This window comes from Paraburkholderia humisilvae, assembly GCF_902859855.1.
In the GTDB taxonomy this organism is placed as follows: Bacteria; Pseudomonadota; Gammaproteobacteria; order Burkholderiales; family Burkholderiaceae; genus Paraburkholderia; species Paraburkholderia humisilvae.
In genome coordinates this window covers 112,819-138,363 of record NZ_CADIKH010000012.1, presented here as the reverse complement: position 1 = coordinate 138,363, position 25,545 = coordinate 112,819, and the positions used below count along the sequence as shown (strand labels likewise).

The 25,545-nt window shown below is 61.5% G+C and carries 22 protein-coding genes; 10 read left to right on the top strand and 12 right to left on the bottom strand.

The features are described from left to right. Positions 1–91 precede the first annotated feature (91 nt). Both HV796_RS14900 and HV796_RS14895 read left to right on the top strand, forming a co-directional pair. A complete protein-coding gene (locus HV796_RS14900) occupies positions 92–1,021 on the top strand; it encodes a LysR family transcriptional regulator (protein ID WP_175227271.1) in 930 nt (309 codons plus the stop codon). Positions 1,022–1,195: 174 nt separating this feature from the next. Beyond that, positions 1,196–2,182, top strand: a complete 987-nt coding sequence (locus HV796_RS14895) for an aldo/keto reductase (protein ID WP_377692713.1) — start codon at positions 1,196–1,198, stop codon at positions 2,180–2,182. A gap of 101 nt (positions 2,183–2,283) precedes the next feature. Here the strand turns inward: HV796_RS14895 and oxlT are convergent, their stop codons facing one another. Then, positions 2,284–3,642, bottom strand: coding sequence for an oxalate/formate MFS antiporter (gene oxlT / locus HV796_RS14890; RefSeq protein WP_175227269.1), 1,359 nt, complete (start codon positions 3,640–3,642; stop codon positions 2,284–2,286). Positions 3,643–4,214: 572 nt separating this feature from the next. Here oxlT and HV796_RS14885 point away from each other — a divergent pair. Then, positions 4,215–5,639, top strand: coding sequence for a tetratricopeptide repeat protein (locus tag HV796_RS14885; RefSeq protein WP_175227268.1), 1,425 nt, complete (start codon positions 4,215–4,217; stop codon positions 5,637–5,639). On the opposite strand, the gene HV796_RS14880 is transcribed toward HV796_RS14885, so the two are convergent. Next, a complete protein-coding gene (locus HV796_RS14880) occupies positions 5,640–6,650 on the bottom strand; it encodes a DUF2891 domain-containing protein (protein ID WP_175227267.1) in 1,011 nt (336 codons plus the stop codon). A 288-nt stretch (positions 6,651–6,938) separates the two neighbouring features. On the opposite strand from HV796_RS14880, the gene HV796_RS14875 reads away from it, so the two are divergent. After that, entirely contained in the window at positions 6,939–7,601 is a 663-nt protein-coding gene (locus HV796_RS14875; protein WP_175227266.1) for a VOC family protein, read from the top strand. A 66-nt stretch (positions 7,602–7,667) separates the two neighbouring features. On the opposite strand, the gene HV796_RS14870 is transcribed toward HV796_RS14875, so the two are convergent. Further along, entirely contained in the window at positions 7,668–9,116 is a 1,449-nt protein-coding gene (locus HV796_RS14870; protein ID WP_175227265.1) for an aldehyde dehydrogenase family protein, read from the bottom strand. Positions 9,117–9,431: 315 nt separating this feature from the next. Here HV796_RS14870 and HV796_RS14865 point away from each other — a divergent pair, with 315 nt between their 5' ends. From HV796_RS14865 to HV796_RS14855, 3 genes are all read left to right on the top strand, one after another. Beyond that, positions 9,432–10,091: a M24 family metallopeptidase gene (locus HV796_RS14865; protein ID WP_175227264.1), complete on the top strand. Its 660-nt coding sequence runs from the start codon at positions 9,432–9,434 to the stop codon at positions 10,089–10,091. 71 nt (positions 10,092–10,162) lie between these two features. Beyond that, positions 10,163–10,999, top strand: coding sequence for a class II glutamine amidotransferase (locus HV796_RS14860; RefSeq protein ID WP_175227263.1), 837 nt, complete (start codon positions 10,163–10,165; stop codon positions 10,997–10,999). 38 nt (positions 11,000–11,037) lie between these two features. Continuing rightward, the gene (locus HV796_RS14855) at positions 11,038–11,784 is read left to right on the top strand and encodes a carbonic anhydrase family protein (RefSeq protein WP_175227262.1); all 747 of its coding nucleotides are present in this window, start codon (positions 11,038–11,040) and stop codon (positions 11,782–11,784) included. A 40-nt stretch (positions 11,785–11,824) separates the two neighbouring features. Here HV796_RS14855 and HV796_RS14850 read toward each other — a convergent pair whose 3' ends face one another. Then, on the bottom strand, positions 11,825–12,871 hold the full coding sequence (locus tag HV796_RS14850) for a GGDEF domain-containing protein (RefSeq protein ID WP_175227261.1): 1,047 nt from the start codon (positions 12,869–12,871) through the stop codon (positions 11,825–11,827). A 443-nt stretch (positions 12,872–13,314) separates the two neighbouring features. Between HV796_RS14850 and HV796_RS14845 the strand changes: the two genes are divergently transcribed. Next, entirely contained in the window at positions 13,315–14,481 is a 1,167-nt protein-coding gene (locus tag HV796_RS14845; protein ID WP_246355872.1) for an NHL repeat-containing protein, read from the top strand. A gap of 105 nt (positions 14,482–14,586) precedes the next feature. Here HV796_RS14845 and HV796_RS14840 read toward each other — a convergent pair whose 3' ends face one another. Beyond that, positions 14,587–16,050 carry a metal-dependent hydrolase family protein gene (locus HV796_RS14840; protein WP_246355871.1) on the bottom strand — a complete coding sequence of 488 codons (1,464 nt, stop codon included), beginning with the start codon at positions 16,048–16,050 and terminating at the stop codon, positions 14,587–14,589. 310 nt (positions 16,051–16,360) lie between these two features. Here HV796_RS14840 and HV796_RS14835 point away from each other — a divergent pair, with 310 nt between their 5' ends. Continuing rightward, positions 16,361–17,989: an EAL domain-containing protein gene (locus HV796_RS14835; protein WP_175227260.1), complete on the top strand. Its 1,629-nt coding sequence runs from the start codon at positions 16,361–16,363 to the stop codon at positions 17,987–17,989. Beyond that, a complete protein-coding gene (locus HV796_RS14830; protein ID WP_175227259.1) occupies positions 17,986–18,264 on the top strand; it encodes a hypothetical protein in 279 nt (92 codons plus the stop codon). The genes HV796_RS14835 and HV796_RS14830 overlap by 4 nt, the downstream gene beginning before the upstream one ends. Positions 18,265–18,305: 41 nt before the next feature. On the opposite strand, the gene HV796_RS14825 is transcribed toward HV796_RS14830, so the two are convergent. From HV796_RS14825 to HV796_RS14795, 7 genes are all read right to left on the bottom strand, one after another. Then, the gene (locus tag HV796_RS14825) at positions 18,306–19,298 is read right to left on the bottom strand and encodes an ABC transporter permease (RefSeq protein ID WP_175227258.1); all 993 of its coding nucleotides are present in this window, start codon (positions 19,296–19,298) and stop codon (positions 18,306–18,308) included. An 8-nt stretch (positions 19,299–19,306) separates the two neighbouring features. Next, positions 19,307–20,179: an ABC transporter permease gene (locus tag HV796_RS14820; protein WP_246355870.1), complete on the bottom strand. Its 873-nt coding sequence runs from the start codon at positions 20,177–20,179 to the stop codon at positions 19,307–19,309. Between the two features lie 184 nt (positions 20,180–20,363). Further along, positions 20,364–21,890: a sugar ABC transporter ATP-binding protein gene (locus HV796_RS14815; protein WP_175227256.1), complete on the bottom strand. Its 1,527-nt coding sequence runs from the start codon at positions 21,888–21,890 to the stop codon at positions 20,364–20,366. 57 nt (positions 21,891–21,947) lie between these two features. Continuing rightward, positions 21,948–23,045, bottom strand: a complete 1,098-nt coding sequence (locus tag HV796_RS14810) for a substrate-binding domain-containing protein (protein WP_246355869.1) — start codon at positions 23,043–23,045, stop codon at positions 21,948–21,950. A gap of 335 nt (positions 23,046–23,380) precedes the next feature. After that, positions 23,381–23,986 carry a GNAT family N-acetyltransferase gene (locus HV796_RS14805; RefSeq protein ID WP_175227254.1) on the bottom strand — a complete coding sequence of 202 codons (606 nt, stop codon included), beginning with the start codon at positions 23,984–23,986 and terminating at the stop codon, positions 23,381–23,383. Between the two features lie 152 nt (positions 23,987–24,138). Further along, entirely contained in the window at positions 24,139–25,080 is a 942-nt protein-coding gene (locus HV796_RS14800; RefSeq protein WP_175227253.1) for a PLP-dependent cysteine synthase family protein, read from the bottom strand. 50 nt (positions 25,081–25,130) lie between these two features. Then, positions 25,131–25,538, bottom strand: coding sequence for an MAPEG family protein (locus HV796_RS14795; protein WP_175227252.1), 408 nt, complete (start codon positions 25,536–25,538; stop codon positions 25,131–25,133). Between the last annotated feature and the right edge of the window lie 7 nt (positions 25,539–25,545).

Sequence of the window (25,545 nt, the reverse complement as noted above, 5' to 3'; positions counted from 1 at the left end):
GCAACCTGCACGGCCGATTCTAGGGCCTCACGCAACGTCACAAATATTTATAATCGTGATTCGCCACATAAACGGGATGAATGAGGCTGCGATGAACTTCAGAACGCTCGACCTGAATCTGCTCAAGGTGTTCGAGGCGCTGATGTCGGAGGGCGCGGTCACGCGGGCGGCAGCCAAATTGTCGCTCACGCAGCCGGCGGTGAGCAATGCGCTAAGCCGCCTGCGCGAGGCCTTCGACGATCCGCTGTTCGTGCGCAACGGCGCCGGCGTCACGCCAACGCAGCGCGCCATCGCGTTGTGGGGGCCGGTCGGCGAATCGTTGTCGCGCATTCGCGCGGCGCTCGATGAAGAGACGTTCTCGGCCGAAACCGCGCAAGCAAGCTTCAGCCTGTCGATGTCGGACTACGTGGCCGGCATTGTGATGCCGCGGCTCGTCGCGCGCTTCGGCGTGTCGGCGCCGGGGCTGCGGTTTCACTCGGTGCCGAATATGCTGGTCGATGCGCCGACGCTGCTCGAGGACAACCGCGTCGACTGCCTGATGGGCGTGTATGTGAACGAGACCTTGCCGCCCGCGTATATCCGCTCCCGTTCGCTGTGGACGGTCGACTATGCGTGCCTGATGCGGCGCGATCATCCGCTCGCGAGCGCAGGCCGTCTGACCACGCGGCGCTTTCTGAATGCGCCGCATGTCGATATCAGCCTGGCGGGACAAACGCTGCCGTCATTCGATATTTTTCTGGCGTCGCGCGGACTGAAGCGTAATCTTGTCACGACCGTCAATCACTATACGGTCGCGAGCGAAATGATCCGCGCCAGCGACCTGATCGCGGTGATGCCGCGCGACCTGTGCGAACGCTTTGGCATGAGCGGCGAGCTCGTCGGCGTACGCGCGCCGCTCGAAGCGCCCGAACGCGTGATCAGCCTGTTCTGGCATCAACGGAACGAAACCGTGCCGGCGCACCGATGGTTGCGGGAGCAACTGGTCGGCATGTTCGGCGAGCGCGACGCGCGGCATCCATGAGCGCAGCGCATCAAGGCGGGGCCGGTATCCGACCGGGGTGTCGGGCATGACGACCGGACGCCGCCACCATCGGCGCGTCTCGCGAGTTGCTGGCACACTAACGGTCCCCGCAACGCGAGCCGATGACGGCTCGGCGATCCCACAACGTGAGCTTTTTTGGAGGCATTCATGCAGATTCATCATCGTCGTTTCGGCCGCACCGGCTGGGACGTTTCGGAAATCGGCTTCGGCGCGTGGGCGATCGGCGGCGCGTGGGGTGACGTATCCGAAGCGGACGCGCGGCAGGCGGTGCATGCGGCGCTCGATGCGGGCACCACTTTCATCGATACCGCCGACGTCTACGGCGACGGCCGCTCGGAGCGAATTATCCGCGACGTGCTGCACGAGCGCGGCGGCAAGCGGCCCGTGGTCGCGACGAAAGCCGGGCGCCGGCTGAATCCGCACGTCGCGGACGGCTATACGAAGGCCAATATCGAAGCCTTTATCGACCGCAGCCGTGAGAACCTCGGCGTCGATACGCTGGATCTGGTCCAGCTGCATTGCCCGCCCACCGACGTCTATTTCCGCCCGCAACTGTTCGAAGGCCTCGATGAACTGGTCGCGGCGGGCAAGCTGCGCCACTACGGCGTATCGGTCGAGCGCGTCGAAGAAGCATTGAAGGCGATTGAATACCCGAACGTCGTGTCCGTGCAGATCATCTATAACCTGTTCCGGCAGCGGCCCGCGCAACTGTTCTTCCGCGAGGCGCTGGCGAAGAACGTTGCGGTGATTGTGCGCGTGCCGCTCGCAAGCGGGATGCTGACCGGCAAGCTCAATGCGCAATCCACCTTCGCTGCCGACGACCATCGCCATTTCAACCGCCACGGCGAAGCGTTCGATGTAGGCGAGACTTTTTCCGGCGTGCCGTATGACGTCGCCCTCGAGGCGGTCGATGCGTTGCGGCCCTATGTGCCGCAGGGCGCGACGATGGCGCAGTTCGCGCTGCGTTGGATTCTGATGGAGAAGGCGGTGTCGGTCGTGATTCCTGGCGCGAAAAACGCGGCACAGGCGCAAGCGAATGCCGATGCGAGCGCGCTTGCCGCGCTGCCGGAAGAGACGATGGCGCATGCGCGCCGGATCTACGATCAACTGATCGCGCCGCACGTGCATCAGCGTTGGTAACACACACGGCAAAGCGGGTCGCCATCGAGGCGACCCGCTTTTCCTTACGCGGCTGGTAGCGATGTCTGAGCCGCTTCGCGCTTCACCCCTCGTTTTAGCCCTTAACCCCCGTCACTCGACACGCGCGCCGAACCGCTGACGAGCGATGCACCGTACGGCAGGTCAAGCGCCGGTGTTGCATGTCGCTGCGCATGCGCGCGCCGCATCGGTTTCAACACGAAGATCGCCATCAACGCCGCAACCGCCGCCATGCCAGCCGCCAGCATAAAGACCGCATGCCAGCTGCCGGTTGCCGCGGTAATCACGCTCGTCAGCGGAACGAGCAGCGCGGCGGTGCCCTTCGCGGTGTACAGCAGGCCCGCATTCGTCGCGGCGAACTTCGGCCCGTACGTGTCGCCGCAAGTCGCCGGGAACAGGCTATAGATCTCGCCCCATGCGAAGAACACGATGCCAGTTAGCACGACGAACGCGGTCGGGCTATGTCCGTACTTCGACAGCGCAACGATGCCGATGGCCTCGATGCCGAACGCAATGAACATCGTGTTCTCGCGGCCGATGCGGTCCGACACCCAGCCGAAGAACGGCCGCGTCAACCCGTTCAGCACGCGGTCGATCGTCAGCGCGAACGTGAGTGCCGGCAACGTGAGCCCGAGCAGCGACACCGGTGAGTCCTGCAGGCCAAAGTCCTTTGCGATCGGACCCAGTTGCGCGGTCGCCATCAGACCGCCCGCGGCCATCATGACGAACATCAGGTACATGATCCAGAATACCGGCGTGCTCACCACTTCACGCGGCGTCGCGTTGTAAATCGCGCGCCTCACCGCTCCCGCGGTGCTCTTTACCGCATGCTTCGCGTTTTCGAGCAGGCTCTGCGGCGGCGCCACCAACGCGAGGCCCAGCAGGAAGACGACGATGCCCTGGCCGATACCGAACCACAGGAACGTTGCTTCATAGCCGCTGCTCTTGATCATGTGTGCGATCGGCACAACCGTGGCCGCCGATCCCATCCCGAAGCCCGCCGCGGTGATACCCGCCGCCAGCCCGCGCCGCTGCGGAAACCACTTGAGCGCATTGCCGACACAGGTGCCGTACACCGCGCCCGCGCCGACACCGCCGACCGCAGCCGCGAGATACAGCATCGGCAACGTCGACGCGAATGAGTTCATCGTCCACGCGAGCGCGCATAGAATGCCGCCGCCGACCACCACCGGCCGGGGTCCGAAACGGTCGACGAGATAACCTTCGACCGGCACGAGCCACGTCTCGGTTACAACGAAGATGGTGAACGCAACCTGAATCGCCGCGCGTCCCCATTGGTATTTCTCGTGGATCGGATTGACGAACAGGGTCCAGCCGTACTGCATGTTGGCGATCATCGCCATGCAGATGACGCCGAACACGAGTTGCACCCACGGCGACGCTACCCATGACGACGCTTGTCCCTGCTGATCCGTTCTCATCGCTGTCTCCTTGGCTGTGTGCCTTGATTTGTCTGTTAGGGGAGGGGACGACGGGCTGTGTCGCCGCCAACCTGATCGAAGCCGGTCATAAGTCGATACAGTATGTGATATATCAAGTAAGTCAAGCGAAAGGCTGGCGGGGTTTTCACCAGGCGGATTTTTCGCGTGAAAGGAAAATGAAGGCAGGGCGTGCAGTGCTGCTAATCGGCAAAAAAAAGCCCGCTGGACAAGGCTCAGCGGGCTAGGACATGTGGCGAGACAAAGCGGGTTCGCGACATGCGTTACCTTTATAGATGAAAGTTAAACGTAATGTAAAGGTTTTTGTTTGTAGGGTTTTGTGTCCCTCCGCACAGGCGATCAGCCGCATTGCTGAATGCAGTCTCGTCGCGCCATTGGCAACGGTAACCGGTGTCGGTTGCTTCGCTCCTCTTTCCATTCTTTCAATTGTTTCGGTGTAAGAAGTAGAAGCTTACGTCGCGCATTCAGGCTGCTCCACGCGTATCGATGTTCTGCTAAGGTTCGTGCGCGCGGCCGGTACCGAGCCGCATGAGTTCTTTCACGCGCTCTTCGTCATGTCCATCAACAGCCTTCTGCAAAGCGCGTTTACCTATCATCGCGAAGGTCGGCTCGACCTCGCCGAACAGGGCTACCTCGACGTGATCAAAAGCGCGCCTACGCATTGGAGCGCGCGCTTCGGTCTTGCCGAGGTATTGAACCGGACCCAACGCTATGACGCGGCAATCGGCTGGCTTACGCCGATGCTGACCGAGGACCCGGAAGAAAGCGTTCCGCTGCACAGGGAGCTCGGTTTCGCGCATGCGAACGCAGGACGTCTGCAGGCCGCGCTCGAGCATTTCAAATGCATCCTCGAGAAATTGCCGAACGATGCGGAAACGCTGCACCTGGTCGCCAATTTCGAGCAGTCGCTGAATTTGAACGAAGAGGCTGACGCGCATTTCCGTCGCGCGCTCGAACGCAAGCTGCTGATCACCATACCCGCTGTCACCACGCCACCGGCATTCCGCGCATTGTTTGTATTCGCGCCTGGGCGCGGCAATACGCCTTTTGCTTATCTGGTTGAAACAGCGCCTTTTGAAAGCAACGTGCTGAACCTGCTACAGGACTTCAAGTACGACGACGCCGCGTTGCGCAATGGCGGTGACGTGGTCGTCAATCTGATCGCGGACGTCGATCAGGGCGGCCCGATGCTCGCCATTGCGGATGAGTTTGTTGAGCGTATCGGTAAGCCGATCGTCAATCATCCGCGACGGATCACGGGCACGGGGCGCGAGACGATCGCGAAGCTGATCGCCGACACGCCGGGTTGTCTGGTGCCGCAAACGCGCCTGTACACGGCCGATGCGCTGCGTACGCTCTTTGCCGACGCAGCAGCTTTCCCATGGTCGTTTCCGTTACTCGTCCGGCGCGCCGGGACGCACGGCGGCAGCGACTTTGAACTCGTCCAGCACATCTGGCAATTGCGCGCGTTCGTCGAGCGGGTGGGCGAGTGCGACTACTACCTGACGCCTTTTGTCGACTATCGGTCCGCCGATGGTCACTATCGCAAGTACCGCTTCTTCTATGTCGACGGCGAGATCCTGCCGTATCACCTCGCGATCGGCAACCACTGGAAGGTGCACCACGCGACGACCGACATGGCCCAGACCCCATGGATGCAAGCGGAGGAACAGGCGTTTCTCGAGCATCCGACGAGCGTTTTCGGTGCCGTGCAATATGACGCGCTGCGTGCGATCGGCGATACCATCGGCCTTGATTACTTCGGCATCGATTGCGGGCTGGATGCGCAAGGCGCGGTAGTCGTGTTCGAAGTCAATGCGTGCATGCTCGTGCATGGCGATAACGCTGCCTTTCCGTATAAGACACCCAGCGTCGAGCGGATCAGGCATGCATTTCACGCGATGCTCAGCCGCATCGCGCAGCGCAGAGACAAGAGCGAACGCACGCAAGGCACGCAAGGCACGGCGATCGTCGGTTGATCACGCTTCGAGAGCGAGCGTTGCGAATGTCGCGAGCCAGTGCTCGCCCATATAGTCGCCGGCGACGTGCGCGAGTGAGCTTTGCAGGTGATGCTCAGCGGCATCGAGCAACACGGCGCGGCGCGCGTCGGTTTCGGGGAGTGCGTGCGCGAGCGAGCGTTGGCACCATGCGCGGCTCAGATTCAGGCCGTCGAGATGTGCGATCTTGCCGTCGCTGCGATCGGACACCGTCGCGGGAATGAACAGCGTTGCGGGCTCGCGCGAGGCAAGCGCGGGCAGAAAGCGTGCAAACCATTCGTCGAACCCGGCAGGCGCAAGCACGCGCCGCATCAACTCGGCTTCCATCAGCGACGGCGATAGAAATTCGTCGCCCGATGGTTCCCACGCCTGACATCCGGCATCGGGCAGATACCAGCGTCGGGCCGTATCGACGATCAGCGCTTCGAGCGGCTTGCGCGAAGTCGAGCGTGCGAAATCGAGCGTGAGCGCAAGCGCAAACGCCGTGTTGAAATGCGTGCCGACCCGTAGCGGATAGGTCGACTTCGGCAGAAATTCTTCGAAGCGCTCGACAAACGCGTTCGTCAGTGGGGCAATTGTCTTTGCCCAACGTGCGGCTTGCGGGAGCGTGGCTGCTTGCACTTGCGCCGCAAGCGCAAGCAGCCACGCCCATCCATACGGACGCTCGAAGCCGCGGTTATGCGGCAGATCCAGATATGCGCGTTCGCGTGCGACGTTCGCATCGGTGAAATGCGTATCGACCACCTGCACGATGCGAGCAGCTTCCGGCAAATCCGGAAAGCGGTCGACAAGACGCAGCACCAGCCAATAGCCGTGCACACATGAATGCCAGTCATAGCTGCCGTAAAAGATCGGGTGCAGCGCGCGCGGGCTTTGCACGTCTTGCGGCCCGGCGAGCGAATGAGTCAGCTTGTTGGGGTATTCGCGCGTCAGGTGGTCGAGCGCCAGGGCGGCGAATGTCGACGCGATTTCGGCGGTGAGTCGGGTATCCATTGAAAATTCTCTTGTGATCAGGCGTGTGCGACATTCGCGATATTGCCCGTTCCTCACATTTTCCGCTGCTCACAGCCGCGCGGTTGCGTTTCGCTTGACTTGGCCAGGAGGCTTTTCCAAACTCTTGCATCGAAACCCGCAATCCGCAGTAAGCCCGCTCGTACGACGATTCGCCCGGCTGTCCGATGCAGACACGCGGCACTGATCGATCGGAAGAGCCCGCCATCGTTGCGGCAGGTGCGTGTTTGCATGTGCCGTCCATGGAACACCCCAATCAAGGAGTTCGACATGAGCAATGGACAGACGCGCAGCGAAGCTGCGCTGTTCCCCGTAGGAGCACGAACGGTTGACATGAAGCTCGAGGTAGTCGTTATTCCCGTGTCCGACGTCGATCGCGCGAAGCAGTTCTACGCCGGGTTAGGTTGGAGACTCGACGTGGATATCGCGAAGGATGGTCAGTTTCGCGTCGTGCACTTCACGCCTCCGGGCTCGCTATGCTCGGTCCTCTTCGGCAAGGGCGTCACGACAGGCGAACCAGGCTCAGTGCAGGGACTTCACCTCATCGTGTCCGACGTAGTGGCAGCGCGTGCAGAGCTTGCCGCTCGCGGCGTCGACGTCAGCGAAGTGTTCCACGACGTCGGCGGCGTCTTCCACCATGCGGGTGAAGAAGGGCGCGTGAGCGGACCGCATCCAGCGCGTAGCAGTTATGGTTCGTTCGCTTCGTTCAGCGATCCTGATGGAAACGGATGGGTGTTTCAGGAGGTCACAACTCGCCTGCCCGGAAGAGTGGATGCGCGGAACACGACATTCACTTCTTCAACGGAGCTCGCGGGTGCGCTGCGCCGAGCCGCGGCCGCACACGGCGAGCATGAGAGACTGACCGGCAACGCGGATGAAAACTGGCCGGACTGGTATGCCGGATTCATCGTCCGTGAGCAGGGTGGCGCGTAGCAGCGCCGGCCGCAGGTTGGCGAAGAGGTTTGAGGCAAGCGACGCCTGCGGCGGCCACTGTCGTGATCAAGCTAACGACAGCCAGACCGTCTTGGGCTCCGTAAAGTTTTCGATCGCCACATCGCCATGCTCGCGGCCGAAGCCCGAATCGCCGGAGCCGCCCCACGGCAGCCGCACGTCCGTGTGGCCATAGGTATTGATCCACACGGTGCCGGCTTTCAGCCCTGCCGCAACGCGATGCACGCGGCCGATATCGGCGCTCCACACACCTGCGGCGAGGCTGTATAGCGTGCCGTTGGCGATCCGCACCGCATCCTGTTCGTCGTCGAACGGAATCACGCTTGCGACGGGCCCGAAGATCTCTTCTTGCGAGATGCGCATTTCGTGCGCGACATTCGCAAACACGGTGGGTTCGACGAAATAGCCGCGCGCTCCGCTACGCTTGCCACCTGTGACAAGCGACGCGCCTTCCCGTACGCCGATGTCGACATAGTCGAGAATGCTCTGCATTTGCCTCGCGGAGATCACCGGTCCCATATGCGTGTCGCGCTGCGCCGGGTCACCGAGTCGAATCGACCTGGCGCGCGCCGCGAGGCGTTCGACGACTTCGTCGTACACCGCGCGCTGTACGAGCACACGCGAACCGGCTGAACACACTTGCCCTGCATTGAAAAACACGCCGGACGCCGCGGCGCGTACCGCATTGTCCAGATTCGCGTCGGCGAAGATCACGTTGGCAGACTTCCCGCCCAATTCGAGCGTCACGCGCTTGAAGTTGCCCGCCGCTCCTTGCAGAATTCCGCGGCCCACCGACGGCGAACCCGTAAAGGTCACTTTGTCGATGCCGGGATGTTTGACGAGCGCGTCGCCGATCACGGACCCTTTGCCGGTCACGATATTGAGCACGCCGGGCGGCACGCCCGCTTCGAGCGCGAGCGCGCCGATCTTCAGTGCGGAAAGCGGCGTGATCTCCGCAGGCTTCACGATCAGTGTGCAGCCGCAGGCAAGCGCCGGCGCGATCTTCCACATGCCGATCATCAGCGGAAAATTCCACGGCACGATTGCCGCCACGACGCCGACCGGTTCGCGCAACGTATAAGTCAGTGCATCGGGCCGTGCGGGCACGACCTGGCCGTTGATCTTGTCGCACCAGCCCGCATAGTACGCGAGCGTATCGATCGCAGCGGGAATATCCTGGCGCATCACGCCCGCGATGGGCTTGCCGGCGTCACGACATTCGAGTTCGGCAATGGCGTCCTGATGTTCGCGCAGCAAGTCGGAGAATCGCATCAGAATGCGGCCGCGCTCCGCGGCGCGCAGTGCGTTCCACGGCTTCAATGCGGCACGCGCGGCTTGCACCGCGCGTTCGACATCGGCGGCGGTGCCTTCGGCGACGAGCGCAATCGGCTCCTCGGTCGCCGGGTCGAGATCGGTCGAATACTTGCCGCCGCCGGGCGGCACGGTTTCGCCGCCGATCAGCAGATCGTGGCGCATGAGTTCACGGCTAACGTTCATCGCGGCCTCTCCTTGAGTTGCGCGGATGACCCATGCTCACCGCGAGTCTGCGGCTGCGGAATTCGGTAATTTTTATCATTATCATTGGCAATCGTTTATGCTTTGAAATCATGCCAAATTTCTTCAATATATTCGTCGATACACATCGAATTGGCCGCGAAATCCGTGAATCCCGCGGCGCATACAAGGTGGGAGGGGCAGCGGTGCACCAACTGTGCTGACCGGCAGCCGCCCTAACTGTGCTCCTTCACGCTATGACCACAACTGCTTTGCTAGCGCCTGTAATCAGCAGACAACGTAATCGGAGCGACTCATATGCGAATTGAAGCAAAGCAGCAGGTGGGCGAACGCTTCTCCATGGCGGCGATGCAGCATGCACGCGAGATGACCTGGGCGGCGCTTGACAGGATCGCGGCAGCGCTTCGCCCGGGGATGCAGGAATCCGCGGCGAACAGGCTGGGCAAGGAACTGCTGCACGAGATGGGGATGGACCGCATCTGGCACCCGGTACTTATCCGGTTTGGAGAAAACACGCTGCGGACTTTCAAGGAGCGCTCCGAACATGACGCGACGCTCGGTTCCAACGACATCTTCTTTATCGACCTCGGCGTGGTTTGGGATAGCCATGAGGGCGACGCCGGCGCGACCTTCGTCACGGGCGATGACAACGACATGCGGCGCTGCGCCCAGGCGGCAAAGACCGTATTTGATGAGGTTGCCGCGCATTGGCGTGACACGGGTTGCAGCGGCATCGCGCTGTACGAATATGCGGCCGGGCGTGCCACGGCGCATGGCTGGCGTCTTAACGTCGATATCAAGGGCCATCGCGTGAGCGACTTTCCGCATGCGCTCTACAAAGCCGGCGATCTCGGCGATTTCGATCAGCAGCCCGCTCCCGGTTTATGGATCCTCGAAATCCAGATCGCCCACCCTACACGCGCGTTCGGCGCATTCTACGAAGACCTCCTCGTGTAGTGTGCAAGCGGGCCAATCGCGGTAATGTGTCGACTGATCTGCACAATCGCGCGTTCTTCAGGAGATGAATCATGTGTCGCTGGCTCGCCTATACGGGAAATCCGATCCAGCTCGAAACCGTGATTTTTCGTTCCACACATTCGCTGATCGACCAAAGCCTGCACTCGCGAATGGGCGCCACAACGACCAACGGTGACGGCTTTGGTATCGGCTGGTACGGCAGGCTCTATGAGGCTCCGTTTCGTTACCGTAGCGTGAGCCCAGCGTGGAACGACCGAAATCTGCGTGAAGCGGCACGTGCAATTCACTCGCCTCTGTTCGTCGCACATATCCGCGCGGCAACAGAGACGCCGGTGCAGGAATCCAACTGTCATCCGTTTCGCCACAATCAGTGGCTATTCGTTCACAACGGGCTGATCCGGCATTTTCACATGCTGCGTCGCGACCTGATGTTGAAGATCGATCCAGCGCTCTTTGCATCCATCGAAGGGTCGACCGATTCTGAAGTCATGTTCTTTCTCGCGCTCACGTACGGTCTTCAGCAAGATCCGGTGGCCGCGTTGGAGCGCATGGCCGGGGTGATTGAGCAAACCGCAGCCAGGCATCGCGTCGAGGCGCCGCTCAACATGACCGTCTGTGCCATGGACGGAGAGCAGATCGTCGCGGTGCGTTACTCGAGCGAGCGGCAATCGCGCACGCTCTTTCACAGCACGTCGTTCAAGCACTTGCATGAACTCTATCCTCACGATCCACGCATCGCGGCAGCAGGCGAAGACGCTTTCCTTGTGCTGTCCGAGCCACTGGTCGACCTGCCCGATGCATGGGAGGAAATAGCGGAGAGCACGGCTATCGTCGCGCGCCGTGGCGACATCCGACAGCAAGCCTTCGTGCCCCGCATGCGGGCCTGAGGCCAATCGCGAATGGCGACGATCCTAAGGAGCGAAAAATGGATACGATCAGGAATTGCTGCAGGGTGGATCATCATACGGAAAGCGGACGCCGCACATGGTTAAAAGCGGCGGTTGGTACCGTGACGCTCGTTGCCGGCATCGGATTCGAGGCGGTTAGCGCGAAAGCGGCTGCGCTCACGCAGGCGCAGCGCGATGCGCTCACGCCTGACGAGATCATCGAGATGATGAAGAAAGGCAACGAGCGGTTCCGCTCGGGGCATATGCAAAAGCAGGACTTCCTCGCGCAGAAGCGAGCGAGTGCCGCCGGCCAATACCCCGCGGCCGTCATCCTGAGCTGCATCGATTCGCGTGCCCCCGCGGAGATCATTCTGGACATGGGCATCGGCGACACATTCAATGCGCGTGTTGCCGGCAATATCTCCAATCAGGACATTCTAGGCAGCCTCGAGTTTGCGTGTGCAGCGGCCGGTGCGAAAGTGGTGCTGGTGATGGGGCATACCGCGTGCGGTGCGATCAAGGGTGCGATCGATAATGTGCAGCTGGGCAATCTGACGGAGTTGCTCGACAAGATCAAGCCGGCGATCGAGGCAACGCAGTACACGGGAGAACGGAGCAGCAAGAATGCGGAATTCGTCGATGCCGTCGCGCGATCGAATGTTCAGCAGACGATCGCGACGATTCGCAGCGGCAGTCAGATCCTGCACGATCTCGAGAGCAAAGGGCAGATCAAAATGGTCGGTGCGATGTACGAATTGAAGGGCGGCCAGGTCAAATTCCTGTGAGGTAGCGATCGCGAAAGTCCGAAAGGCGGAAAGTCGCACCTCAGCGCGAATGCGATTTAAAAGCTTCCCCTTGCATCCCGGCCCGATCTACCGCAGCGATGCGATTGCGGCCGTTTTCCTTCGCGTGATACAGCTGCGCGTCGACCAGATTGATGAATGCGGTCCTGTCCATCCGACTGGTCGGCACGATCGTGCCGACTCCAAAGCTTGCGGTAACACGTTGCTGGTGTGGCGAGCGGACATGTGCAATCGCTTCTTCCGCGATAAGCGTGCGGCATCGTTCCGCGACGTTGACCGCGGCATGCGCTTCGGTATCGGCCAGGACCAGCACGAATTCTTCGCCGCCAAAGCGACCGAGAAAGTGATCCCGGCCCGCAGCTTCACCGAGCACACGTGCGACACGCTGGAGACATGCGTCGCCTTGCAGGTGACCATAGTAGTCGTTGTACGACTTGAAGAAGTCGATATCGACCATGATTAACGATAGCGCGTTGCCGGATTCCAGCGCGGCGGACCATGCACGCTCGATCACATCGTCGAACATCCGGCGATTGCCGGCGCCAGTCAGACTGTCGTGAAACGACAGGTGTTCGAGTTCTCGTTGCAGTTGAGCGAGCTTTTCTTCGGTACGCTTGCGTTCACTGATGTCGAACATGAATCCGATTAGCGCTTCCACGTCGCCGTTGTCGTTGCGCACCACGTGCACCACGTCTCGCAGCCACACGTAGCCGCCGTCGCGCGTGAGGGCGCGATAATCGGCTTCGTGATCCGTGCCGGCCTTCGATTGCGCGACACAAAAATTGACCACGGCCTCGCGATCGTCCGGATGCATGCGCTCGGCCCAGTCGTTGACCGTTTTCCATGTCGACGGAGCCCAGCCCAGCAGCGCTTCGATTTGCGGCCCGATATAGGCGAATTCCATCGTCGCCCAGTCGATCTTCCACGGAATGGCCTTGGTTGATTCCAGTAGCGTGCGGTAGACGGCGCTGTCGTCGTCGCCGGGCATGCGGTTCGACGGCGCGAGGGTTGCGTCGTGCCGCAGAAAGGCGGCCTGGAGAGAACTCTCCGGATGAACTGGGTCCGTCATGGTGATCTTCCGGGGGGTGCTCGGGGTCTGATTGTCGTAAGCATGAAACCAGACTGCGTCTACGGCAGCGAACGGTGGCTTCTGAAGGGGAGTCACGGGTTTTCCACTATGACAGCGGTCGATGGCTATTGCATGGCCACGCCGCGATGCGCAAGCGCTCGACCCCCTGTGTCGTTTCAATTGGCGCGGAATTTCTGTCGCAGGCGGATCGTTTAAGCAGCACGTTCCGCCGAGGCGCGTTCATCACAGTCGGGCGCCCGCTTGCTTCTCGCGCACCGGTAGAGCGATCGGCCTGCGCTGATGCCGCGCGCCGCATGGACACGTGTGGCGGCGGGTACGCGCATTCAGGTCATTCAGCGAAGGTCGAAACCGTGGCGGCTGATCCATGCCATCTCCGGTGTCCAGTGGCGTGCTTGTGGCCGCGACCTCCATGGAGAATCGTCATGATTCGCACTTACGCTGACTCCGTACGCACCGCTGAACGACGGCTGAGCCTGCATGCCGCTTACCGGAAAGATGTAGCGAAAGCCGCATTGACGGTCGTGCTTTGTACGTTTATCGCGTACGAGTCAATCGGCCCCGTCCTTGCCGACGATAGTCGGTTACTACCTCCCGCAACGGTCACATCGTCCACAGTGCCGGTGAACGGCGACGTCAATCCGTATGGTGTCGCTTTTGTGCCGCAAGGATTCCCCGCTCACGGCACCATTGGCGCGAGCGACCTGCTCGTGTCCAATTTCAACAACGTGAAGAATCTCCAGGGCACCGGCACGACGATCGTCAAGATCGTGCCGAACGGAAATCCCACCGTGTTCTTCCAGGGCCCGGCGGGACTGGGCCTGACGACAGCGCTAGGCGTGCTGCGCGCCGGCTTCGTACTGGTCGGGAACGTGCCCACCACGGACGGCACGTTCGCGACCATTCAGCCCGGGTCGCTGCTGGTGCTCAACCGGGCGGGGAATGTCGTCACGCAATGGACGCCCGCGAACGCGGGTCTCGACGGACCTTGGGATTTGACGATCTTCGATCTCGGCGATCACGCGAAGGTGTTCGTATCGAATGTGCTCAACGGGACGGTGGTGCGTCTAGACATCACGATCGACAGTAACGGTGTGCGTCTGCAAGGCAGCACGCGGGTCGCATCAGGCTATCCGTTCCGCGCGGATCCTGCCGCGCTGGTGGTCGGGCCGACTGGACTCGCCTACGATCCGCAACGGGACGTCCTGTACGTGGCGTCGACAGTCGACAATGCGGTCTTTGCGGTGTTTGGCGCAGGCAGTAGCCGGCACGATGGCGGCAAGGGCGTGCTGATCTATGCTGACAATCAACACCTGCATGGCCCGCTTGCACTTGCGCTTGGCCCGAACGGCCATCTGTTCACCGCTAATGGCGATGCCGTTAACGGCGATCCCAATCAACCGAGCGAAGTCGTCGAGTTCACGCCGCAGGGGCGCTTCGTCGCCCAGATCTCGATGGATCCCGCGCAGGGGGGGGCCTTTGGGCTTGCCTTCTCGCAGGTGAGCAATGGAATCGTGCATTTTGCGGCCGTCGACGATAACGTCCCCAACATCACTTCATGGAGTCTGCCGTTTGACGACATGAGTCACTGATTTGTCATGTCGTTCGGTCAGCGGGGTGAACCTCGTGTAAAAGGGTTGCCACCCACCGAGGCTCCGCTGGCCGCGTTTCACATCGACGCCGCGACCCAGCCGACTCTAAGCCGCGATCGTGTTCTTGTAGACCCGGCCGTCTTTCATCACGATCCGCAGGTTTTGATCCGGGTTGGCGATCAGGTCCAGATTCTCGAGTGGATTCCCATCGACAAGCAATAAATCGGCGTACGCCCCCTCTTCGAGCACACCGAGTTTCCCCGGATACGGGTTGCGCTCCTTCGACAGCGCAAGTAGCTGGCCGTTAGCGCCGGTCGCCATGGTCAACGCCTCGACTGGCGAATACCACCGTTTCAGGTGGGTCAACATGACGCCCTGACGTGTCGCGAGAACCGGCGAAAAAATCAGATCCGTGCCGAAGGCCGTTTTGATGCCGTGCTTGCGCGCAAGCTTGTAAGTGGAGTCTGTGCCCGCGATCACTTCCAGAAACTTGCTACGGCTCGGTTCGGTCAGCGCGGCGGCATCGTTTTCATCGACGAACGGCTGGGTACTCAGCCACGTGTCGTTCTTTGCCATCAGTGCCGCGGTCCTGTCATCCATCAGGTGTCCATGTTCGATGCACTGAACGCCCGCCGAAAGGGAACGTTGAACGGCCTCCGGGGTGTACGCATGGACGGCCACATAGGTGCCCCAATCGGCCGCCGTTTCGACAGCGGCGCGCAATTGGGGTTGAGTGAACGTCAGCATGTCGAGCGGGCTGCGCGGCGTCGACACGCCGCCGCATCCGACCAGCTTGACCTGCGACGCCCCTTGCAGGAATTGTTCGCGAACCCGAAGGCGGACTTCGTCCTCCGAATCGGCGATCGCAAAGCCGCCTTCCTGTTCCATCCTCGTGACCTGACCGCCAGAGCGCGGAATGTCCGAAAGCGGCCGAAAATCGCCATGTCCGCCGGTCGTGGTGATCATCGGACCGGACGGATAGATGCGGGGTCCGCTGATCAGGCCGCCATCGATCGCCTGTTTCAATACGAATGACGGACCGCCCACATCGCGAATCGTCGTGAAGCCCCGCAGCAGCGTACGCTCGGCTTCACCGCTTGCCGCAAGATAGACGAAGCCCATGTCCGCCTGGAGCAAGACCTGAATGGGGAGTGCTGCGAGCAACGCATGCCAGTGCATGTCGATGAGGCCGGGAATCATGACCTTGTTGCCGCAGTCGATCACCATCCGGTTGTCGGCTGAAGGCGGCTGTCCCGTCCCGATATGGCCGATCCGGCTTCCGTCGATGGACATGTAAAGCCCGGAGCGCAACGTGGACGACTTGCCGTCGAATAGCCTCAAGTTCGTGAACGTCACCGGACGGGCGGGCGCTTCAGGCGGGCTGATCCCTTGAGCCTTGCCGAGGTCCGGCAGGATGAGGCTCAACATCGAAGCCGCCATGCCGGCGACAAATCCGCGGCGTGACAGATCGGCACTGATACGCCGGTTCGCATACTGCGCCAGCGTCTTGTCGCAAAGGCAGGGGGACGAACTGTTCGACGTGATTCCACCGTATTTTCGCCAGGACATAACGCACTCCTTAAACGTGGATTACCAGGCCGGTTGCAGGCGACTGGGAACGACAACGAATACCGGGCAGCGAATCTGGGGACGACTATGCTAAATCACGTATTGCAGTGGCACGACGGGGTATTGTCGCGCGAATTAAGCTTCCATGTGACATCGAGACTGACGCGTCGTTTCACCAGTCAATTGAAAACCTGGCGCCAGATACTATTCTTCGACGTGAACGGTACGCTACGGGACACCGAAGCCAGTGAGCGACCGGTCGGACAACCGACCGTCGCCTCTCTGTCAATCGATCGATACGGAACGCAAAATGATCAGGCGCATCATGGTGGTTTCCGCTTCGATCGCATTAGCGTGTATAGCGACGATAGCGCCTGTCCTGACGAGCCTGTACGTTGCGAATAAAGATGCCCAACGACGGGACCGGCAGGAACTGAGCGGATTCGCCGAGCAGGCGCTGATGCGCGCGGATCTGGTTACGTATCAGGCATTCTCCGCGTTGTTCGATCTGGGTCGGGTATCCGGCCCGTCCTGCTCGCCGTCCAGCCTTGCACAGGCTGCGCGTGTGATCTTCAACTACCGGTATGTCCAGGATGCGGGCAGTTACGCCGATGGGCAGTACCTATGCTCGCCGCTGCTTGGCGACGTTCGATCAAAAGGCATGGTGCTACCGCCGCCGGACTGGCAAACCAACGATGGTTATCTTGTGTGGTTCAAGCGGAAGAGTCCGTTGAGCGACGTACGCGAGGACATCCTGATCGGCCGCGACGGCCATTACGTTTCAGTGGACCCGGCGGCGTTTGTGGACCCGATTGATCCGGCCGGCCGCCCGATCGCCGCGATCAATACCGAAACCGGCACGGTGCTGTCCGTGTCGCCGGGCGCCGACGCACGCGAAATGCTCGACGCATGGAAACGCAACGGTAACCTGAAAAGCGATCGCTGGAACTACGCCATTGCGCATTCTTCGACAAGACCACTCGTCATCGTAGTCAAGTCCGCACGCAGCAGCCTCGTCGGCGACTGGCCGAAGTTGCTGGTCATCTGGCTTTCGATTGGCGTGGTTGCGGGCGCCGCGACCGGCTGGTTTATGTTCAGGCGCATCTCCCGGCTACTTTCTTTTCCCGCAACGCTGCAATGGGCGATCGCGCGAAAGAAGCTGGACGTGTTCTATCAGCCCATCATCCGGTTAGCCGATAACGAGTGTGTCGGCGTCGAGGCGCTGGTGAGATGGAAGCTGCATGGCAGTTTCGTGCCACCCGAGGTGTTTGTCACGGTTGCCGAAGAACATCACCTGATCCAACCGTTGACCGATCTCGTCCTGCATAAGGCCTTATCGGAACTCGTCGGATGGTTGCGTTCGAATCCGTCGTTTTACTGCTCGATCAATCTAAGCAGCGAAGATCTGAGGAGCGACCGCTTCCTTGCTATTCTCACGACAGCGCTGACGGGAACAGGCATCGCCGCCGCGCAGCTGCGAATCGAAGCAACCGAGCGCAGCTTCATGCATGCGGATGTCACGCGTGGTGTGATTGCCGCGTTCAGGGCCGCAGGTCATCCGGTCTATATTGATGACTTTGGGACCGGCTATTCGAGCCTTTCCTATCTGCAAACCTTTCAGGTCGATGTGCTAAAGATTGACAAATCGTTTGTCGACACGATAGCGCAAGATACGGCCTCCAGTGTTGTTGCGCCGCATATCATCGCGATGGCGCATGAGCTGGGTCTGGAAATCGTTGCGGAGGGTGTGCAGTCGGCGTCGCAGATCACCTACCTGATGGAGAAAGGCGTGCAGTATGCGCAAGGGTGGTATTTCGCAAAGGCGATGTCCGCGAACGACCTGTTCGCCTGGCTAGCCAGGTATCGGGAGTTGCATCAAAAAGGTTGGGGTGCCGATGCTCGGGCGTCGTCACGACAAAGTGGGGCGCATATTCAATGACCCTCACGGCGAACCCGATTTGTTTCGCAGTGGCCCTCATCATGTTGACCGCCGGCTGCACGTCGACAGGGGCGCCCGAGACCGCGACCCATCAGACGGCCCGGGCGGGTTCAACCGAAACGGATTCCTACCTTCTGCACATGCCCGACAGTGTGATGTCCGGTGGCTCAGCGTCAAAGCCGCCGAGGCTGAGCGTCGGCGTCAGCGATCCCGACACGCAGCTGATTCTGCCGTGGTTCCTCAACGACATCATCAACTTTGTGAACTATCGCTAGTCTCCCAGCGGCGTCTTGCGCTTGAGCCACTGGCCACGCTGCTAGCGAACCACTCTTTCGCGACCATAGAGCATCATCATCACGATGATGACGAGACCGAACACCACCTGGCGGAAGACGTCCGCCGGCAGCTTGATGCCGATCTCCGCAAAATAGTCCTGCGGTTGCAGCACCGAGAGGATCGATTGCAGAAGCGTGATCAGGATCACGCCCGCAACGGTGCCGAGATAGGTGCCGCGGCCGCCGAGCACATTCGTGCCGCCCAGCACGATCGCCGCGATCGTGGGCAACAGATAGGGGTCGCCCATTGCCTGATAGGAGCGATTCGCCCAGCCGGCAAGCAGCACACCGCCCGCCGCGGCGCACGCGCCGGATAGCGCAAAGGCGATCAGGGTAACGCGTCGGCTGTCGACGCCGGAGAGAAACACCGCCCGCTCCCGATTGCCGATCGCGTAGATCTGGCGGCCGAGCCGCGTGTTCGTCAGCATGTAGACCGTGACTGCCCCAAGCACGATCCATACGAGGAGCGGATTGGAGATGCCCGGAATCAGCTGGCCGCTAGCGAGCGCGATCATCAGCCCGGTGGCTCGATCCTGCGGCGCGAAGCCGCCCGTGTGATAGACCATCAGGCCTTGGGCGACGGCATTCATACCCAGCGTGAAGATCATCGAAGGCGCCCGCAAATAGGCCACCCCCAGGCCGTTCACGACCCCAACCAGGACACCGCAGAAGATCCCGAACGGGACCGCGAGCGGCACGCCGAGCGTGGGGCCGAGGATGCCTGAAGCACCGGTGGCCATCATGCCGCCGATCGCGATCGTCCAGGGGATCGACAGGTCAATCTGCCCCATCAGGATCACGATCATCTCCCCCGTCGCAATCGTGCCGAGGAAGGAGGCGACCTGGAGTTGCTGCGCGAGATATCCGACGGACAGAAAGCCCGGCTTGGCCACGGCGCCCAATAGAAGCAGCAGCACGATGCAGCCGAAGGCGATCAGCGTCGCGGCGTCGATCTTGGGCAACGAGCGGAGCATGGCGATATCTAGCGGAAGAGGTCCAGCTTGTTGCGAACACGCAGCAAGCGAAGCGAGCCGAGGCTGACCGCGAACAGCAGAACGACACCGACAAACAGCGGCTGTAACACCGGATTGATATTGAACACGACAAGCAGATCGCCCACCGTGCGCATCACGAAAGCCCCGAAGACGGAGCCGACCGCGCCGCCTGAGCCACCGAAGAGCGAGGTGCCGCCGATCACCAGCGCGGCGATCGAGTTCAGCGTGTAATCGCCGCCGAGCGCGGCGCGCGCCTCGCCGGAAAAAGTGATGCACGTTAGCAGGAGACCGCCCAGAGCGGCGAAGAGTCCGCCGAGCGTATACGCCGAAAGCTTGACCCGCGCGATCGGGACACCGGACATATAAGCCGCCTGTTCCGACGACCCCACCGCATAGGCCGCGCGTCCGAGGGTGGAATTCCGGTAGGGCATCCAGACGAACACGACGGCGCCGAGCAGCAGCAGGACCGAGGAGGGCACGCCATAGGTCGAGCGCGTCATCAGATCGGCCAGATCGCTGTTGATGTCACCACCCGGCTGCGGACGCAGCGCAAGGGCGAAGCCGAAATAGATCGCGCTGGTCGCAAGCGTAGCGATCAGCGGCTGCAACCGGCCATAGACGACGATCAACCCGTTCAGAAGGCCGCACAGCAGGCCCGCAGCGAGCACGCCGATGATGCCGAGCGCGGTCATCGTCGGGCCGCCGATGACGATCGTCGATGCAAGGCAGTTGGCCAGCATGAAGATCATGCCGACCGAAAGATCGAGCCCCCCGGTCAGCACCGGCAACGTCTGCGCCATCGCGACGAGCGCCAACAGCGCCCCCTTGTTGGCCGCCGTGTTGATGATATCGGCGGTCAAACCGATCGGCTGGGCCGTGCCATAAACGCCGAACATCGCGAGGAAAATGGCCACGGCGATCAGCGCGCCGCGCTGCGCCGCGAACCAGTAGCGCCAATTGCCTTTGCGCGGTCTGTCCGTCATGGTCTCCCTCATTCGGCGTTGGTCCGGTTACGTGTGGCATTCGAGTCGTGCTCGCGAGGTGTTACTGCGCGGCCGATGTCAGATTCAGCGCGGCGCCGACCAGGTTGCGTTCGGTGAGCTCGGCGCCTTGCAGCATTTGACTGATGGTGCCGTCGTAGAAGATCGCGACCCGGTCGCAGCAACCGATCAGTTCGTCGTAGTCGGTGGAATAGAACAGCACCGCCGTCCCTTGTTCGGCGAGCCGCCGCAGCAACTGATAGATTTCCTGCTTGGTGCCCACGTCGATCCCTCTGGTCGGATCGTTCAGCAGCACAATGCGCGGCCTCGTCATCAGCCATTTGCCGATCACCACCTTCTGCTGGTTCCCGCCGGAAAGCGCGGCCACGGGGCCGTCGAGCCCGTCCGACTTGATCGCCAGCTGGCGCACCACAGCATCGATCATCTCGACTTCGGCTTTCCGGTCGATCCGGCCGAATCGGCTTACCGCATCGAGCGCGGCAAAGGACAAATTCTCGCGCACCGTCATCGGCAGCATCAGCCCTTCGTTCTTGCGGTCCTCTGGAATCAGCGCGAGACCGAGCGCGCGCGACTTCGCGTCGCGGGGGCTCGAAATCTTCACCGGCTTACCGGCCACTTCAATCTCGCCCTCGACGCCGAGCAGCACGCCAAAGAGCGCCAGCAGAAACTGTCGCTGGCCCTGGCCATCGAGTCCGCCAAGGCCGACCACTTCGCCGCGATGCACGTCGAGCGAAATATCCTTTAACTCTGCGGCCCAGGAAAGATGGCGGACCGCAAGCGCGGGCTTTCCGTCGCGCGTCGTCCCGCCGAGCGGCGGAAACGCGCTCGCGTATTCGCGGCCGATCATCATCTCGACGATCGCGTCATCCGAGCGGGTACCGGCCGCGAAGGTCTCGATGTAGCGGCCGTTGCGGAACACGGTGCACTCGTCCGCAAGTTCGGCGATCTCATGCATCCGGTGCGAGATGTAGATGATTGCCATGCCCTCCGCGCGCAGACGTTTCAGAAGCGTGAAGACCTTGGAAACATCGGCGGCGGTCAAGGCCGAGGTGGCTTCGTCGAGGATCAGCACCTTGGGTTGCCGCGCCAAAGCCTTGGCAATCTCGACCAGTTGCTGGCGCGACAGCGGCAGGCTTGCCACCGGGGCGGCCGGATGGATGTCTTCGCCGCCAACCCGCGCCAGCATCTGTTCCGCTCTGCGTCGCTGTGCTGCCTTGTCGATCAATCCGAACCGGCGCGGTGGATGCGTGATGCCGATATTGTCGGCCACGGTGAGATCGGGCAGCAGCGAAAGCTCCTGGAAGATGCAGGATATTCCGGCGTCCGCCGCCGCGCCGGGCGTGGCGAAGCTGGCTGGCGCACCGCCAAGAAAGATGCGGCCGCGGTCGGGCTGGACGACGCCGGAGAGGATCTTGATGAACGTGGACTTACCCGCGCCGTTCTCGCCGAGGAGCGCGTGGATCGAGCCCGCGCGACAGGCGAATTGCACGTCCTGCAGCGCCCGCACGCCGCCGTATTGCTTCGAAACACCCTCTACCCGCAGCAGCGGACCCGGCGTCCCATCGATCATCGCCTTGCGTCTCCGTTGCCTGCCGCGGCAGGGGCGATCCCTGCGGCGCCCTGCAGTTCAGTTGTTCTGGCTGCTCTGCTTCGCGATTTCTTCGGCCGAGAAGCCGATGCTGCAGCTCGGGAAGTCGTTACCGGCAAAGAAACTGCCGGGCAGATCCGGGAATACGTTCTTGCCGGGCGTGAAGGGCGAGTAGTCGACGGAAGTGGGCAGCGCGATGCTTTGCGGAATCGTCTTGCCCTGCAGGGCCGCGACCGCGGTCTTGATGGCCACCGCGCTCTGTGCGGGGCCGGTGCCGCCAGACTGACAGGTCAGGTTGGCCTTGTTGCAAAGCAATCGAAAGGCGTTTTCCGTCTCGCCCGAGATCGGCGCCTTGAACTTGTTGGCGTCGAGCATCGCCTGAACCGTGCCCTGCGATCCCCCCTGGACGTAGATGCCGTCGAAGATTCCACCCGCGGCAATGGCGTCGGCAGTCGCCTTTTGAGCATCGCCGGGCGCCCAGTTGCCGATCACGTCGACCACCTTTACCTTGCGTCCCGACTTGTCGAGCACGCCGTGGAAGCCCTTGTCGCGGGCGAGGTCCACCGGCTGGCCAGATGGCCCGCGCACATGCAGGAAGGTCAGATCGCCCGTCTTTTTGCCTTCTTTCAGCAGGAAGTTGGCAGCCATTTCACCGAGGCCAAGCTGGTTCACATTGACCGAGATCTGGTCCGGACTGTCGATCACGTTGTCGAAGGACACGACCACCACGCCCTTTTCATTGGCCTTGTGCACCACGCCCTTGAAAGCGGCGGAGCTATTGGCGTCGATGATGATCGCGTCGAAGCCCTGATCGATGAAATTGTTGGCTGCGGCGATCTGCGCGGAAATGTCCTGTCCGACGGACACGACCTTGAATTCCTTGATGTCCTTTTGCACTGCCGGCTGGGCGACATAGGCCTTCGCCACGCGGATCATCTGAACGCGCCAGTCATTGGCGATGAACCCGTTCACCAGCGCGATCCGGTAGGGGCCGTGCTTCGCGGGCCACTGGAAGAATTTCGTGTCGGCTGATTGCGGTTTGAAGCAGCCCGGATCGGCACCCGGTCCATTCACCACCTGGGGGCCCGCCGCAAAGACCTGCGTCGATAGCACGACCGCCAGCAGCGTTCCAACCACTTTGGGATGCAAAGCTTTCTGTAAGTTCTTCATTGAGCGACTCCCATCAGCAAGACGAGTACCACCCTGAGTCCGCTAAGTCTGGTGAGCGGCCATTGGCCTGTCAAGGAATACGATCGGCCTACCACTTAATGGGACGTGATCGTCGCATGGGAACGTTTCACCCAGGACGGCTCACGAGGGAGGAGCGTGTTTCGATGGCCGATGGAAACCCGGCGCTCCGTTTCCAGCACGTCGCATGAGCTTCGTACGCGTGCCGTACCCAACGCTCACGCGCTCGACGACAAATAGAAGATGACAGGCATCCTGTTTCAAGTGGATCCCGGCGGCGAGTTTCAATCTGGGTTCGGGTCGCGCCACAAAGCCCAGATGGTCGGGCCATCGGGTAGCCGGGACTCGCGCAGCACCGAGAAGCCGAAGTGTGCGTAAAACGGCAGCGTACTCGGTTCGCCTGTTTCCAGATAGGCTGCGATACGGTCCTGGTCGCACATATGAAGTCCGTCACGTAAAAGCTCGCTCCCAAGCCCCTGGTGTTGGCGGACCGGCTCGACACCGAGCACCCCCAGGTACCAGAACTTCCTGTTCGTCGGATGCATGTCGTCCAGATGATCCAATACGCGGTTGGCAGCCGGAAAACGATTCATTCCTGTGGCCCATATCATGCGCGGCAGTAACCGAAGGTGTTGCATCAAGGTAAGGGGATATTGCCCGGGAGGAAGCCAAAGCGCGGCGGCGCTGTGCGCGTCATTGGCGCACACGCGTCCGCGTTGCGCGAATACGCGCAAATACAGCCGATAAGTCGATACCAGACGATGTCGTCTTACCGTGTTATCCGGAAACACGTATCGGGCGATCGGGTCCTGTTCGAACGCACGCGCAAGCATGCCGGCTAGCATCGCCTCACAGGTTGCAAGACGTGCGGTGTCGATTGCTTGTGTCATTTGAGCGGCTATATGAGAGTTAAGCGAAAGCGCACGTGGCTCGGGTTGGCCTTTCGTCGGTGCTCACGAATCAGATGAGCCAGTATGAATGATCGATCCTCTCGAACGCGCCCGCTGTGACACGGGCGAAGCCGCCCGTATCCGTACGACGTTCACCGCTCGAGACTCTGTGAGAAAGTCTTCAGGTACTTCATGCCGGTGTCGCACATTATGGTGACAATCTTTGCGTCCGGTCCCAGGCGTTCGGCGACACGAAGCGCTGCCGTCACGTTCGCACCGGTCGACGTTCCGCAGAACAGGCCTTCCTCGGCCGCGAGGCGAAATGCCATGGCTTTCGCGTCATTCGTCGCAACGCGTTCGAGTTCGTTGGCGATCCTGTCGTGCCACAGCGGTACGACATAGCCTGCCCCGATGCCGTCGATCCTATGTGCGCCCGTCTGTCCGCCCGAAAGCACGGCCGACTCGGCCGGCTCGACCCCGACCACGTGGATGCGCGCATGGTGCTCGCGCAGTCGCTGCGAGATGCCGCGTAGCGAAGCCGCCGTGCCGACACTTTCCACAAAGGCGTCGATGCGGCCGCCGGTCTGCGTCCAGATTTCGTCGGCCATTTGTGAATAAGCCTCGAGCTGATCGGTATTCTCCATTTGCGCCGTGATGTATGCACCGGTCTCGTTCGCGATGCGATGCGCCTCGCGGATCATGTCTTTGGTCAGCTTTTCCGTCTGCTTGCCGTTATCGCTCGGCACGAGCGTGAGCCGTGCGCCCAGCAGGCGCATGTGGTCGAGCTTTTCCTTCGAGAACGCATCCGACGATACGAGGTGCAGCGGATGCTTCTTCACGGCACACACCAGCGCGAGCGACACGCCCGTGCTGCCGCCCGTGTACTCGACGACCGCGCCATCCGGTTTGAGCCGCCCGTCGCGTTCTGGTGCTTCGATCATCGCCAGTGCGATGCGGTCCTTCATGCTTCCAGTCGGGTTCTGGCTTTCCAGTTTCAGAAAGAGGCGGGCCCCGTTAGACGGAACGACATGCCGCAGTTCGAGCAACGATGTGTTGCCGATCGTATCGAGGATGGTCTTTGGAGCGGTATTCATGTGTGTTCCTGTGGGGAGGTTGAGATCATTGGGCGATACGCCGCCTGCAATCAGGCCGCGTGAGTGAGCAGCGTGACAGCGAACACGAGCGTCGCTGCGAAGCCGGCCACAAAGGCGACGGTGCGAAGGACCGGGATGCCGGCGGCGTAGACGGCGTAGTGGACGAGTCGTGCCCATAAATAAAGCTTGGCCGCGACGATCGTTGCAAGGGTGCTGACGCCGGTTGCAGCGCCAACGAGAACCAGCGGCGCAAAGACGGCAAGGTTTTCGATCGCATTCGCATGGGCGAGCTTCGCGCGTTGAGCCCACTCTGGATCAGGCAAATGCGAAGCGGCAGGGTTGTCCAATGTCGCTGACAGACCTCGCGTCATAATCCGTGCAACCATATACGGAAGCCACATCAAAACCGTCGCCGTCGCGACGAGTGTCAAAGCATGGAGTTCCGGTGTCAATTTCATCGCAGCC

Bases quoted from the DNA above. Each gene is read 5' to 3' on its own strand.
- HV796_RS14900 (WP_175227271.1), top strand. From the start codon at position 92: ATGAACTTCAGAACGCTCGACCTGAATCTGCTCAAGGTGTTCGAGGCG.
- oxlT (WP_175227269.1), bottom strand. From the start codon at position 3,642: ATGAGAACGGATCAGCAGGGACAAGCGTCGTCATGGGTAGCGTCGCCG.
- HV796_RS14885 (WP_175227268.1), top strand. From the start codon at position 4,215: ATGTCCATCAACAGCCTTCTGCAAAGCGCGTTTACCTATCATCGCGAA.
- HV796_RS14880 (WP_175227267.1), bottom strand. From the start codon at position 6,650: ATGGATACCCGACTCACCGCCGAAATCGCGTCGACATTCGCCGCCCTG.
- HV796_RS14875 (WP_175227266.1), top strand. From the start codon at position 6,939: ATGAGCAATGGACAGACGCGCAGCGAAGCTGCGCTGTTCCCCGTAGGA.
- HV796_RS14870 (WP_175227265.1), bottom strand. From the start codon at position 9,116: ATGAACGTTAGCCGTGAACTCATGCGCCACGATCTGCTGATCGGCGGC.
- HV796_RS14865 (WP_175227264.1), top strand. From the start codon at position 9,432: ATGCGAATTGAAGCAAAGCAGCAGGTGGGCGAACGCTTCTCCATGGCG.
- HV796_RS14860 (WP_175227263.1), top strand. From the start codon at position 10,163: ATGTGTCGCTGGCTCGCCTATACGGGAAATCCGATCCAGCTCGAAACC.
- HV796_RS14855 (WP_175227262.1), top strand. From the start codon at position 11,038: ATGGATACGATCAGGAATTGCTGCAGGGTGGATCATCATACGGAAAGC.
- HV796_RS14850 (WP_175227261.1), bottom strand. From the start codon at position 12,871: ATGACGGACCCAGTTCATCCGGAGAGTTCTCTCCAGGCCGCCTTTCTG.
- HV796_RS14845 (WP_246355872.1), top strand. From the start codon at position 13,315: ATGATTCGCACTTACGCTGACTCCGTACGCACCGCTGAACGACGGCTG.
- HV796_RS14840 (WP_246355871.1), bottom strand. From the start codon at position 16,050: ATGTCCTGGCGAAAATACGGTGGAATCACGTCGAACAGTTCGTCCCCC.
- HV796_RS14835 (WP_175227260.1), top strand. From the start codon at position 16,361: ATGATCAGGCGCATCATGGTGGTTTCCGCTTCGATCGCATTAGCGTGT.
- HV796_RS14830 (WP_175227259.1), top strand. From the start codon at position 17,986: ATGACCCTCACGGCGAACCCGATTTGTTTCGCAGTGGCCCTCATCATG.
- HV796_RS14825 (WP_175227258.1), bottom strand. From the start codon at position 19,298: ATGCTCCGCTCGTTGCCCAAGATCGACGCCGCGACGCTGATCGCCTTC.
- HV796_RS14815 (WP_175227256.1), bottom strand. From the start codon at position 21,890: ATGATCGATGGGACGCCGGGTCCGCTGCTGCGGGTAGAGGGTGTTTCG.
- HV796_RS14805 (WP_175227254.1), bottom strand. From the start codon at position 23,986: ATGACACAAGCAATCGACACCGCACGTCTTGCAACCTGTGAGGCGATG.
- HV796_RS14800 (WP_175227253.1), bottom strand. From the start codon at position 25,080: ATGAATACCGCTCCAAAGACCATCCTCGATACGATCGGCAACACATCG.
- HV796_RS14795 (WP_175227252.1), bottom strand. From the start codon at position 25,538: ATGAAATTGACACCGGAACTCCATGCTTTGACACTCGTCGCGACGGCG.